9 protein-coding genes are annotated in these 12,473 nt (G+C 66.4%); 3 read left to right on the top strand and 6 right to left on the bottom strand.

Annotated features, from left to right (window positions below; translation table 11 throughout):
- Positions 1-527 precede the first annotated feature (527 nt).
- The gene (locus ACTHNR_RS09415; protein ID WP_440547313.1) at positions 528-1,070 is read left to right on the top strand and encodes a hypothetical protein; all 543 of its coding nucleotides are present in this window, start codon (positions 528-530) and stop codon (positions 1,068-1,070) included.
- A gap of 13 nt (positions 1,071-1,083) precedes the next feature.
- On the opposite strand, the gene ACTHNR_RS09410 is transcribed toward ACTHNR_RS09415, so the two are convergent.
- From ACTHNR_RS09410 to ACTHNR_RS09385, 6 genes are all read right to left on the bottom strand, one after another.
- A complete protein-coding gene (locus ACTHNR_RS09410) occupies positions 1,084-3,489 on the bottom strand; it encodes a GNAT family N-acetyltransferase (protein ID WP_440547312.1) in 2,406 nt (801 codons plus the stop codon).
- A gap of 116 nt (positions 3,490-3,605) precedes the next feature.
- Entirely contained in the window at positions 3,606-4,736 is a 1,131-nt protein-coding gene (locus ACTHNR_RS09405) for an ABC transporter permease (protein ID WP_440547311.1), read from the bottom strand.
- 63 nt (positions 4,737-4,799) lie between these two features.
- Positions 4,800-5,936, bottom strand: a complete 1,137-nt coding sequence (locus ACTHNR_RS09400) for an ABC transporter permease (protein WP_440547310.1) — start codon at positions 5,934-5,936, stop codon at positions 4,800-4,802.
- Complete coding sequence (locus tag ACTHNR_RS09395) at positions 5,933-6,988, bottom strand: ABC transporter ATP-binding protein (protein WP_440547309.1); 1,056 nt, start codon at positions 6,986-6,988, stop codon at positions 5,933-5,935. The genes ACTHNR_RS09400 and ACTHNR_RS09395 overlap by 4 nt, the downstream gene beginning before the upstream one ends.
- A complete protein-coding gene (locus ACTHNR_RS09390; RefSeq protein WP_440547307.1) occupies positions 6,985-7,911 on the bottom strand; it encodes an ABC transporter ATP-binding protein in 927 nt (308 codons plus the stop codon). The genes ACTHNR_RS09395 and ACTHNR_RS09390 overlap by 4 nt, the downstream gene beginning before the upstream one ends.
- Positions 7,908-8,948 (bottom strand): HlyD family secretion protein, encoded by a 1,041-nt coding sequence (locus ACTHNR_RS09385; RefSeq protein WP_440547306.1) that lies wholly within the window; start codon positions 8,946-8,948, stop codon positions 7,908-7,910. The genes ACTHNR_RS09390 and ACTHNR_RS09385 overlap by 4 nt, the downstream gene beginning before the upstream one ends.
- Positions 8,949-9,122: 174 nt before the next feature.
- Between ACTHNR_RS09385 and ACTHNR_RS09380 the strand changes: the two genes are divergently transcribed.
- Both ACTHNR_RS09380 and ACTHNR_RS09375 read left to right on the top strand, forming a co-directional pair.
- Positions 9,123-10,298, top strand: a complete 1,176-nt coding sequence (locus ACTHNR_RS09380; RefSeq protein ID WP_440547316.1) for an efflux RND transporter periplasmic adaptor subunit — start codon at positions 9,123-9,125, stop codon at positions 10,296-10,298.
- A 15-nt stretch (positions 10,299-10,313) separates the two neighbouring features.
- Positions 10,314-12,413, top strand: a complete 2,100-nt coding sequence (locus ACTHNR_RS09375; protein WP_440547305.1) for an ABC transporter permease — start codon at positions 10,314-10,316, stop codon at positions 12,411-12,413.
- The last annotated feature ends 60 nt before the right edge of the window (positions 12,414-12,473 follow it).

Below are 12,473 nucleotides of genomic sequence, written 5' to 3'. Positions count from 1 at the left end.
AATAGACTTTCCTGTATGTCTACCCGCTGAGGCAGCAATACGTCTTCGAGTTGTTGCTGTCTTTCACCGAATCCGAGCTGGACTGACCGATTTCGTTGAGTCGGAAACGCCCCGAATGGCGCGCGCCGCAGGTCTGCATAGTTCACGACTTATTCTCTCGCTGGAAACGCACGCAATGCGCGATCACTTACGCGCTCATCGCGATCAAATTAACCTGCTCGGGAGTCATTCCTTCCGACGAAGGAAAGGCGGGAATCTATCAGGGGCGAACGATTGCGTCAAACAAACGTAAGGCAATTAAGAAAGGGTTAGAAACTTTTTCCACTCATTTTAATAACGAGTAACAAGTACCGATTTCCGCGGTTTTTGTTCCTCGGCCCTCGGGCCGCTTGCGCTCGCGTACGGCGCTCGTCCCGACCGGCCTCAGCCTTCCAAGGCGCCCCATCGTCCGCGTGCCTTCCTGCTAAAATAGCGGCCCTTCAAAAAACCGCGCGCGGCCTTCCTTGCGCGCGCCGTCGTTCGATCCCATGGCAAAACTTCTGACTGACACCGAATTCCAGCGCTTTTCCGAACTCCAGCAAAAGCAAGCCAGCTTCACCATCACCAGCGAAGAGGCCGACGAGCTGCGCACCATCGTCGAGCGCGCGCAGCAAAAGCGCGACGACCGCGCCGCGGCCATGCTCGCGATCGAGACCCATATCGCCCAATTCGACATCACGCCCGACGAGCTGTTCTCGCCCGAGCAGATCGCCGAAGCGGCGCGCGCCTATGGCCTCATCGCCGCCACGAAGAAGGAACGCGCCCTGCCGCCCGCGCTGACGTTCAACGGCAAAACGTACCAGTGGACGCGCGCGCTGCCCGACGACATCCGTGTGCCGCTGTTCGACGCGTTCAAGGCGGGGCAGTCGGTCAAGCCGTTCCTCGCCACGCCGAAGGACGCGTCCCGCAACGCGGCGACCATCGCACGGCTCGAACGCGAAACAGGCGCGATATACGCCGATGCATGGCTCGAGGAATTGGCGATCTCGCGCACGCACGTCGACGAAGCGGCCGCCAAGCTCGCGGCTTGACGCTTCACCCTCGCTAAGGCGTGCGCGCCTCGCCCCGCAGCGGCATTTTCACTTCGACGACGGCCGGGTCCGCCGTCGATCCGATCGAAAAACCGCACGCCTTCACGAGCCCCATCATGGGCCCGTTTTCGCGCAGCACGTCGCCGACGATCCAACGCGTGCCCCGTGCGCGCGTGTAGGCCACCATTCGCTCCATCAGCATTCGGCCCAGCCCTTTTCCCTTCAAATCCGACCGTACCGCCACCGCGAATTCGGCGTTTTCGTTGTCCGGGTCGGTGATCGTTCGCACGATGCCGAGCGTTCTGGCTTGGCTGCCTTCCCCCGTCGTCGCGATCAGCGCCATCTCGCGGTCGTAGTCGATCTGCGTCATCCGCGCGAGCTGCGAGTGGTCGAACCCGCTGACCGCGCCGAAGAAGCGCAAGCGCAAATCCTCGGGCGTCATCGCGCCGATGAACGCGCTGTGGGCGGCTTCGTCCTCCGGGCGAATCGGTCGAATCGTCAGCCGCTGACCGTGCCAATCGAGCGTTTCCTCGAGCTGGCGCGGATAGGGGACGATTGCCAGCCGCCCGCGGACCGCGCCCAGTGCGATGCGCGGCGCAACGAGCCGCGCGTGCGTGCGCGTCACTCGCAGCGTGGCCGTCAGGCCGACGATCTGCTCCACGCAGCAGACGCTTTCGGACAATGCCGTGAGGGCATCGAGCACGGGGCCAACCGGCGCACGCCGCGCGTAGGGCGAACGCGATACGATTTCCCGCGCCAGGACCGGGTTCAGCGGCGGTAGGCCATACGTCGTCATTGGGCTGGACGCAGCATCCGTTGGGGGCAAGGTGAACGCGAAGACGGGGCCGAAGTCCGCATCGTCGCGCAGCGTCACCGTGACATCGACGATGTGCTCCTCTGCCTCCGAAGCGTCGTCAGCCGGACGATCGGCCGCATCGGCCGAATGGGCGGTATCGACGACCTCTATACCGAACCCTGTCAAAAGCGCGGCCGCCTCCGCGCCGGCCAGCGCCGTGTCGCCTGCGGCCACCGCGGCCCGTGCGCGCGCTTGCGCCGCTTCTATCGCGGCGGGCACCTGCGCGGGCAAGCCCTGCGGCGTTTGCATCAGCAACTCGCGCCCGAGCCGGTAATCGACCAGGCGCGCGAATGCGCGCGCCAACCGATGCGGCGTCGAATGAACCGCAATGCCGTGCGCGCGCAGCGCATCGCGCGTCGCGTCATCGACCCCGCCGAAAAAGCATGCGAGCAGCCCGCGATAAGCGAAGCGCTGATGCTCGATCAGCACGCGCGCGACCTCCGCGGCGGGTGCACCCAGCGTCGACGCATGCACGACGAACGCCGTGCCGGTGTCGCGATGCGGGGCCAATGCCTTCAAGGCAAGCCCGAAATGCTCGGGACGGGCGTCGTTGCCCAGCACGAGCGGATTGCCCGCCACGACCCGCGGCAGCGCGCTCGCAGCCGCCGCGCCGGCCGCCTCGGACCAATCGGCGAGCGTCGTGCCCGCCGCCGCGAATGCATCGGCCGCGAGCGCGGCGACGCCTCGGTCGCTCGTCACGAGCGTGGCCGACGAACTCGCGGCGATACGGCCCACCCCCAGCGTTTCGATTTCGTCGATCAAATCGTCGAGCGAATCGACGCGCACCATGCCGGCTCGCCTAAACGCCGCGGCGTGCAGCGCATCCGCGGGATCGGCGCGGCCCGTGCGCAGCACGAGCACCGGCTTGTTGCGCGCGGCCGCGCGGGCGGCCGACATGAACTTGCGCGCCGCGCGTACCGTGGACAGTTCGAGCAGGATCGCCCGCGTGGACGGGTCGCTCGCCAGATAGTCGAGCACGTCGCCCGTGTCGACGTCGGCTTCGCCGCCGAGCGCGATCGCATGCGAGAACCCGAGCCCGCGCGCCTGCGCCCATCCGAGCACGGCATTCGTCAGGGCATTCGATTGCGATACCCAAGCCACGCCGCCCGACTTCACCGTCGACGACGGCGCGCCCAGATGCGCATTGAGCGCCGGCGTGACGACGCCTAGGCTACCGGGCCCGACGATACGCAGCACATACGGCTTGGCCGCCGCCAGCGCCCGTGCCGCCGCGGGCCCCGCCTCGGCGCGCCGCGCCTCGCTGACGATGATCGCCGCGCGCGTGCCCAGGCGGCCGAGCTTGCCCACGACATCGGGCCAGGTCTCGCTGGGCGTACAGATCAGCGCGACGCTCGGCGCTTCGAGCAGATCGGCCGCGTCCGAGAATACGGCGCAGCCGTCGAGGTCGGCGTACTTCGGGTTGACAGGCCAGACGGGGCCTTCGAAGCCACCGGCCCGCACGCGCCCCCAGACTTTCGCACCCACGCTCTCGGGCCGCGACGACGCGCCGATCACGGCGACGGACTTCGGTTGAAACAACGCATCGAGATTGCGGACGGTCATGGCGGGATGGCTCTATGGCTGGCTGTGCGCGCGCATTGAAGGAACGGTGGGCGCCGAGACGGCGCCGGCTGCCGATCCCGTTAGCATAGGCGATGCCGGCGTTCGCCGCGCGCCGCTCAATCGAGCGACTTATGAAAACGCAGGATGCTCGCGGTCAACATGGCTAGACCCAGCGCGGCCATCGCCGCGAGTTGCGGCCAAAGGACGCCGAACCCAACGCCCTTCAAAAAGACCGCGCGCAACACGACGAGAAAATAGCGCAGCGGATTGAGGTAAGTCAGCCATTGCAGCACGCGCGGCATGGCCGAAATCGGAAAAGCGAAGCCCGACAAGATGAAAAGCGGGTTCACGAGAAAGAAGTTCAGCGCGAATGCCTGCTGCTGCGTGCGCGAAAACGTCGACAGCAGCAGGCCGAGCCCGATGACGGCGAACAAGAACAACACGGCCCCGGCCGTCATGACGAGCGCGCTGCCGACGAACGGCACGCCGAACCAGACTACGCCTAGCACCGTCACGATCGCCACGTCGGCCAGGCCGATCAAGAACGACGGCGCCGTCTTCCCGAGGATGAATTCGACGGGACGAATCGGGCTCACCATGATTTGTTCAAGGGTGCCGACCTCGCGCTCGCGCACCACGGCGAACGCGGTCAGGCTGACCACTTGCAGCAGCGTCAGCGTGCCGACCACGCCCGGAATGAAGAACCATCGATCGTCGAGCCCTTCGTTGAACCACGGTCTTTCCTGCATGGAAACAGCGATCGTCGGCTGGGCCGCGCCGGCCCGCGTCGGCCAAGCGCGCGTCATCTCGTCTCTTTGATATTGAGCTGCAATGCTGCTCACGTAACCCAGCGCGATCAAGGCCGTATTCGAATTGGTCCCGTCGACAAGCACCTGCAGCGGCGCGCCGCGCCCTTGTCCGAGCGCTTGTGCGAACCCGGCGTGGATGACGACCGCCACCTGCGCGCGGCCGGTGTCGAGCGCGCGAGCAATCTGCGCTTGCGAGCGCGCGAAGTCGACGATGTCGAAGCGGCCGTTGGCCGTAAACCGGGCGACGAGGTCACGGCTCGCTTGGCTTCCGTCCAGATCGAGCACGGCCGTGGAAACGTGGCTCACGGTGAACGTCGCCGCGTAGCCGTAGATGAACACCTGCAGCACGAGCGGCACGACGAGACGAAAGATCGCCCAACGGTCTCGCTTCAACTCGATAAACTCTTTGACGAGCATGGCATACACGCGTTCGAACATCTTCGACTCACATAGCGTTACGGTTAGTTAGTTGTCCTCACCGATCGACTGATCTACCGGTCATCAATCGAGGTGCTTGCGAAATGCGCGCACGCTGAGCCAGCCGATGACGAACGCATAAAACGCCAGCGCGGCGAAGGGAAGCGCGAGGTCGAGCAACGTACTGCCTTTGAGAAAGACGGAGCGCAGAATCGTGACGTAGTAGCGCGCGTAGACGAGCAGCGTGAGCGCGCGAATCGGCGCGGGCATCTGCTCGATGGCGAACGTGTAGCCCGACAACATGGTCGTCGGCAGCATGGTCAACAGCAAGGCCACTTGGCTTGCGCCGAGCTGGCTGCGGATGCGCACCGACATCAGATAGCCGATGCCCAGCACGACCAGCGTGAACAGCGCCGTCGTCGCGGCAAGCGTCAGCAAGTTGCCGCGAAACGGCACGTGAAACCAGTAGACCGCGCCGACGAGGCAAAACACCGCATCTGCAAACCCCACCGCGAAGTAGGGAATCAGCTTGCCGAGCAGCAGTTCGAGCGCCGTGACCGGCGTCGAAATCAATTGCTCCATCGTGCCCCGCTCCCACTCGCGAGCGACGGTCAACGAGGTGAGCTGCGCGCCGACCAGCGCCAGAATGATCGCGACGACGCCGGGGATGATGAAATTGCGGCTGTCGAGCCCCTCGTTGTACCAAACGCGCGGCTCCAAATCGATCGTGCCGACCGATGGCGGCGGCAGGCCATGATCGCGCGCCCAACGGGATTCGAAGTCGGCCGTCGTGCGCGCGATCACCCCTTGGGCGTAGCCGATCGCGATATCCGTCGTATTCGTGTCGGTCGCATCGAACACGGTTTGCAGCTGTGCGACGCCCGTCGTCGTCAATACACGCGTGAAATCGACCGGAATCGTGACCACACCGGCGCAGCGGCCGTGGTCGATCGCCTCGCGCACAGCGCGTTCGCTTGCGAGCGCACGCTGCCGGGCGAACCATCCGGACGAAACGAAACGCGCGACGAGTTCGCGGCTCGCTTGGGTGTGCGCTTCGTCGCGCACGCAAAGCGGCACTTGCCGAATGTCGAGACTGACGCCGTAACCAAGCAGCAACATCTGCATCAGCGGCATCAACAGTGCGATCGCCAGGCTGCGCGGGTCGCGCCACACTTGCAGCGTTTCCTTGTAGGCGATCGCGAGCAAGCGGCGCGGCTTCATGTGCGTTCCCCATCGCCGGTGCGCGCGACGCCGTTGCCAGGGCGTCTTTTCGCACGCGAAACGAGCTGCACGAAGACGTCTTCGAGGCCGGGCCGAATCGGCGCGAATGCGCTCGCGTCGATCCCTTCTCGCGCGAGCCGGTCCGGCAACGCGTGGGCGACCGATGCGGCGGGCGCGGCAGGCGCATCGGCCAAGAGCACATGCAGCTTGTCGCCGAAAATCGCGGCATCGAGCACACCCGGCGTTGCGCGTAGTACGGCCACCGCCTCCCCCAGCGATGCGCAAGCGCATTCGAACAGCTGGCCGCCCAATTGCTCGCCGCGCAACTCGCCTGGGCTGCCGACCGTGACGAGACGGCCGGCATCGATCAGCGCGATCCGATTGCAGTATTCGGCTTCGTCCACGTAGTGCGTGGATACGAGCACCGTCACGCCGTCTCCGGCCAACTGATGGATCAGGTCCCAAAATCGCCGGCGCGCCTGCGGCTCGACGCCCGACGTGGGTTCATCGAGAAACAGCACGGGCGGGCGATGCAAAATCGCACAGCCGAGGGCGAGTCGTTGACGCCAGCCGCCCGCCAGCGTTCTGACGAGCGCGTCTTCTCGCCCCTCGATGCCGGCCATCGCAACGGCGAACCGCATGCGCTCGTCGAGCACCGTACGCGGCACGCGATAAATGCCCGCGAAAAACCGCAGATTCTCGAGACAGGTCAGATCGCCGTAAAGCGAGAACTTCTGCGACATATAGCCGATATGCGCACGCACCGATTCGGGTTCGCGCGCGACATCGAAGCCCGCCACCGAAGCGGCGCCCGCGCTCGGCGCGAGCAGCGCGCAGAGCATGCGGATCGCCGTCGATTTGCCGGCGCCGTTCGGGCCGATGAAGCCGACGACTTCCCCCTTGGCGATCGTCAGATCGAGCCCATCGACAGCCGTGAACTTGCCGAAGCGTTTCGTGAGGCCTCTCGCGACGACGACGTGCTCGCGGGCGGGCCCGTTGGCCGCTGCACCCGGGCCGCCCGATAAAGGCAGCTGTGAAGACGACGCGCTCATGCCGTCTCTCCGACTAGCGCGACGAACACATCCTCGATGCCCGGTTCGACCGTCTCGATCGGCCCGTGCGCGAGGCCGTTCGCGGTCAGCCGCGCCTCGAGCTCGGCGGTGCGCCCCACGCTGTCGTCGACGTGGACATGCACGCGGTCGCCCATCAGCAACACGCCGAGCACGCCGGGCGCCGATGCCAGCGCCGCGCGAATGGCGCGCGGGTCGCTGCCACCGATCGCGAGGAGCGTCCCGTGAAGGCGCCGTTTGAGCGAGGCCGGCGCCGCACACTCGCGTACCTCGCCCGCGTGCAACAGCGCAAGGCGCGTGCAGCGCTGCGCCTCGTCCATGTAGGCCGTCGACATGACGATCGTGACGCCCTCGTCGCGCAGCCGATACAGAATCGCCCAAAAATCGCGCCGCGAAACGGGATCGACGCCCGTGGTCGGTTCATCGAGCAGCAAGACCTTCGGCGTATGGATCAGCGCGCAAACGAGCCCGAGCTTCTGCTTCATTCCGCCCGACAGTTGCCCAGCCAAGCGGCGCGTAAACGGCGCCAATCCCGCTGCGTCGATGAGCTGCGCGAGCCTTTCCCGGTAGCGCGCTCTCGGCACCTCGAACAGCTCGCCGTAGAAGAAGGCGTTTTCGGCCACGGTCAAATCCTCATACAAGCCGAAGCGCTGGGGCATGTAGCCGAGCGCCGTCTTCGCGCGCTCCGGGTCCGCGGCCACGTCGATCCCTTCGAGCACGATGCGTCCCGTGTCCGGGTGCAACACGCCGGCGAGCATGCGCATGAGCGTCGTCTTTCCCGCGCCGTCCGGACCGACGAGGCCGAAGATCTCGCCGCGCTCGACGCTCAGCGTCACATCGCGCACGGCCTCCAGCGCGCCGAAGCGCCGCCCGACGCGGTCGACGACGATGGCGGCCTCGCTCATTGCCCGCTCGCACGCGCCGCGATGGCCGCGTCGCCGGGCATGCCCGGCAGCAATTCGTGCGTGGGGTTGTCGATGTCGATCCGAATGCGGTACACGAGCGTGACGCGCTGCGCGTGGGTCTCGACTGTCTTCGGCGTGAACTCGGCCTGCGGCGAAATGAAGCTCACGCGTCCGCGATAGACTTTCGACGGATAGGCGTCGGTGCGTACATCGACACCCTCGCCAAGACGGATTCGCCCGAGATCGGGCTCGTTGACGTAGGCTCGCAGCCACACATGATCGAGCTCGGCAATCGTGAAGATGGCGACGCCCGGTCCCGCGAGTTGGCCGAGCTCGGCCTCGCGCACCGAGATTACGCCGTCGAACGGCGCGCGCAGCGTCGCATACGACAACGTCGTTTCGTCTAGCGCGAGCTTGGCCCGCGCGGCATCGACGTTCGCGGTCGCGAGCGCGACGGCATTGCGCGCCGCGTCGACGAGCGCGAGGTCGTGCGCGAGCTGGGCCGCCGATTGATTCTTAGCCGTCAGTGCGAGATCGCGCGCTTGTTGGGAAACGGCGTCATGCTTCGCGAGCGTCTCGGCGCGCGTGTAGTCCAGTTGCTTTTGCGCGAGGTCGAAGCGGTCGCTCGCGACGCTGCTGGATGCCGCCTCCAGCGTGCTGCGGTTGGCGCTCACTTGGGCAGTTTGCACATCGACATTGGCGCGATCGATCTCCACCTGGCGCCGGTAGAGCCGGTCGTCCAGACGCGCGAGCACCGTGTCGCGCGTCACGCGCGCGCCTTCGTCGAACGGCAAATAGACGATCGGCGCCTGCACCTGCGTCACGCTGAGCACGCTTTCGTGCGCCTCGATGTTGCCGGACACGACGATGTTCGCCGTGTCGCGCGCCGCGCCGAACATCGACGACCAGTGCCATGCGCCGTACGCGCTCGCGGCGAACGCCAAAGCGAGGGCGAACCCAGAGGCGGCCAGCACCCGGACGCGCTTCGAGTGCGCGCCCAGACGCGCGCGCCAGTGCGCGAACAGTTCATGAGCCATAGGGGCACTGTACGCAGATGAGAACGACAATCGTTGACGCTCGTCAAGCCGACGCAGCGTCGGCGCGTCGATGATGGCCGCATTGGACCTGCGGCGCCGATCGTGCCGGCAATCGACGATTGCCGCCGCCGTGAAGCCAGCCGGCCGTCGAGAAGGAGAAACCGAGTGGCGAAGATGCCCTTCGCGAAGGCCGCCTATCTGGCCGCGGCGGCATTGCTCGTCGCCCTCGCGCTGGCCGTCGGCGCGTGGCGCCTCACGCGCCCCGGTCCGCCGCAGTACCTCACCCTGCCGATCACGCGCGGCGACATTTCCCATACGATCAATGCGACGGGCACAGTCAATCCCGTGCTGACGATCATCGTCGGCAGCTACGTGTCGGGCGTCATTCAACAGCAGTATTGCGACTTCAACACGCGCGTGCGCAAGGGACAGCTTTGCGCGAAGATCGACCCGCGCCCCTATCAAACGCTCGTCGACCAAGCGCGTGCCGAACTCGACAATGCACAGGCGCAAATCGCCAAAGACCGCGCCCTGCTCGCGTATGCGAAACGCGCTTTCGAGCGCGACGCACAGCTGCTGCAACACGGCATCGTGTCGCAAGACGCCGCCGACAGCGCACGCAGCGCCTATGACCAAGCGCGCGCGCAAGTGGCCGTCGACGCCGCGGCGATCGAGCAGCGGGCCGCCGCACTACGCACGGCCGAGGTCAATCTGGGCTACACGAACATCGTCTCGCCCGTCGACGGTACGGTCGTCTCGCGCAACGTCACCATCGGGCAGACCGTCGCCGCAAGCTTTCAGACGCCGACGCTCTTTTTGATCGCCGCCGATCTCACGCAGATGCAAGTCGACACGAACGTCAGCGAAAGCGACATCGGGGACCTTCGAGAAGACACCGAAGCCACGTTTACGGTCGAGGCATTTCCCAAGCGGCAATTCGCGGGGCGCGTCGTGCAAGTGCGACAAGCGCCGCAAACCGTGCAAAACGTCGTCACGTACGACGTGGTGATCGGTGCGCAGAACACCGACCTGAGCTTGAAGCCCGGCATGACCGCGACCGCCCGAATCGTCATCGCGACACGCAAACAAGCGCTGCGCATGCCCGACCAGGCGCTGCGTTTTACCCCCTCGCAGGCGACGCCGCAGCCGGCGCTGCGCGCCGGCCATGCGCGCGTCTGGGTGCTGCGCAAGGGACGCCCGCTGGCGGTCGAGGTAACGATCGGTCTCGACGATGATTCGTACTCCGAAATAACCGGCGGTGAGCTGCACGAGGGCGATGCGGTCATCGTGGGCGAAACGGCCGGCCGCGCGAACGCGACGACGGTTGCCGCGCCGCGTCTTCGCGCGTGAGTCGAGGAGGCATTTATGCCCGATGTCGTGGTCGAGCTGACGAATGCGACAAAAATCTATGCCGCGGGCGGAACCGAGTTGCGCGCGCTCGACGACGTCAGCTTGACGATCGAGCGCGGCGAGTTCATTGCCGTGATGGGCGCGTCGGGTTCGGGCAAATCGACGCTGATGAACGTGCTCGGCTGCCTCGATCGGCCGAGCGCGGGCCGCTACGTGCTGGAAGGCGCCGACACGGCGAGGCTCGCCGAACCCGAACTCGCGCTGATTCGGAGCAGCCGCATCGGCTTCGTCTTCCAAAGCTTCAACTTGCTGGCGCGCACGAGCGCTCTGGAAAACGTCGCATTGCCGCTGTTCTACTGCGTCGACGGGCCGGCCGGTCATGCCGAACGCCTCGCCCGAGCCCGCGAGGCGTTGCGCTTCGTCGGCTTGTCTGCGCGCGAGGGCAATTGGCCCAGCCAGCTGTCGGGCGGCCAGCAGCAACGCGTGGCGATCGCGCGGGCGTTGATCGGGCGCCCGAGCATCTTGCTGGCCGACGAACCGACCGGCAACCTCGATACGCGCACGTCTCAGGAAATCATGGCGATGCTGCGCACGCTCAATCGCGAACAAGGCGTGACCATCGTCGTCGTCACGCACGAGCCCGATATCGCCGGCTTCACGGACCGCACCGTGACCATGCGCGACGGCCGGATCGTGTCGGACGAACGCAGGACACCAGCTCCGGAAGAAGCTAGCGCAACGGCGACGCCCACGCCCGCCCTCGGTGGTCAATCGTCCCCGGCACTGCGGCCCGCCCGAGCCGCCCATGCGGGCTTCGCCAAGATGACCCTGTCCGCCGCTGCGCTCGCGCTCTGGCGCAACAAGATGCGCTCGGCGTTGACCGTGCTCGGCGTATTCATCGGCGTCGCCGCGCTGATCGCCATGGTCGCGATCGGACAAGGCGCGAACGAAGCCGTGCGCAAGCAGATCGAGAGCCTCGGCACCAATCTGCTCGTCGTCGTGCCGGGCGCGACCACCGCCACGGGCGTGCGCGCGGGCTCGGGCAGCGCGTCGACGCTGACCGTCGACGATGCGCGCGCGCTCAAGCGCGAAGACCCAGCCGTCGGAGCGGTCAGCTACCTGATCCGGCAACTAGGCCAGGTGGAATACGGCGGGCGCAATTGGTCGACGAGCGTACAAGGCATCGCGCCTGCCTACCTCGTCACGACAGGCTGGCACATGGCCTCGGGCCGCGCCGTGGACGAGGACGACGACCGCGACGCGGCCATGGTGGCGCTAATCGGGCAAACGGTTTATCAGCAGCTTTTCTCGGCCGGCGAAAACCCCGTTGGCGCGACGATCCTGATCAAAGGGTCGGCGGTTCGCGTGGTCGGGCTGCTGGCGGCCAAAGGACAAACGGCCTTCGGCCAAGACCAGGACGACGTTGTCATCATCCCGTTCAGCAGCGCCGAGCGCAAAGTCCTAGGCGTGGCCGTGCCAAGCCAAGCGCAATCGAGCGCGAACCCTTACTTTCCGCCGGTCCCTAATCCGTACGGCACGCCGCCGCGTCTGACCGGCTACGTCAACCAGATCTACGTTCAGGCCACGAGCCCGCAACTCGTGCGCGCCGCCATCGCACAGGTGACCGACACCCTGCGCCGCAGACATCGCCTCCGGCCGTCCGACGACAACGACTTCGCCGTGCGCAACCTGAGCCAGATCGCGCAGACCGCCGAAGGCAGCAGCCGTGTCATGGCGATCTTGCTGGCCGCGATCGCCTCGATCTCGCTGCTCGTCGGGGGCATCGGCATCATGAACATCCTGCTGGTCTCGGTCACCGAACGCACGCGCGAGATCGGGCTGCGCATGGCCATCGGCGCGCGACGGCTGCACGTGCTGCTGCAGTTTCTCGTCGAAGCGGTGTTCCTCAGCGTGACCGGCGGCATCGGCGGCATTGCTTTCGGGATCGCGGTGTCCGAACTCATCACCCTGATCGCCCGCTGGCCCACCGTGCTCTCGCCCGCCGCCATCGTCGGCGGCTTTGCGTTTTCGGCGGCTGTCGGCGTCTTCTTCGGCTACTACCCGGCCAAGAAGGCCTCGCGGCTCGACCCCATCGAGGCGCTACGCTATGAATGACGACATGACAGGCGCCTGCGCACGCGCGAGGCAACGATGGACACGGCGGCGCGCCGCTCC

The organism is Trinickia sp. (assembly GCF_051954495.1).
Taxonomy (GTDB): domain Bacteria; phylum Pseudomonadota; class Gammaproteobacteria; order Burkholderiales; family Burkholderiaceae; genus Trinickia.
This window is presented reverse-complemented; position numbering and strand designations above follow the sequence as displayed.

Coding starts and splice junctions, on each gene's coding strand:
- ACTHNR_RS09385 (WP_440547306.1), bottom strand. CDS start 8,948: ATGGCTCATGAACTGTTCGCGCACTGGCGCGCGCGTCTGGGCGCGCAC.
- ACTHNR_RS09390 (WP_440547307.1), bottom strand. CDS start 7,911: ATGAGCGAGGCCGCCATCGTCGTCGACCGCGTCGGGCGGCGCTTCGGC.
- ACTHNR_RS09380 (WP_440547316.1), top strand. CDS start 9,123: ATGCCCTTCGCGAAGGCCGCCTATCTGGCCGCGGCGGCATTGCTCGTC.
- ACTHNR_RS09395 (WP_440547309.1), bottom strand. CDS start 6,988: ATGAGCGCGTCGTCTTCACAGCTGCCTTTATCGGGCGGCCCGGGTGCA.
- ACTHNR_RS09375 (WP_440547305.1), top strand. CDS start 10,314: ATGCCCGATGTCGTGGTCGAGCTGACGAATGCGACAAAAATCTATGCC.
- ACTHNR_RS09415 (WP_440547313.1), top strand. CDS start 528: ATGGCAAAACTTCTGACTGACACCGAATTCCAGCGCTTTTCCGAACTC.
- ACTHNR_RS09410 (WP_440547312.1), bottom strand. CDS start 3,489: ATGACCGTCCGCAATCTCGATGCGTTGTTTCAACCGAAGTCCGTCGCC.
- ACTHNR_RS09405 (WP_440547311.1), bottom strand. CDS start 4,736: ATGTTCGAACGCGTGTATGCCATGCTCGTCAAAGAGTTTATCGAGTTG.
- ACTHNR_RS09400 (WP_440547310.1), bottom strand. CDS start 5,936: ATGAAGCCGCGCCGCTTGCTCGCGATCGCCTACAAGGAAACGCTGCAA.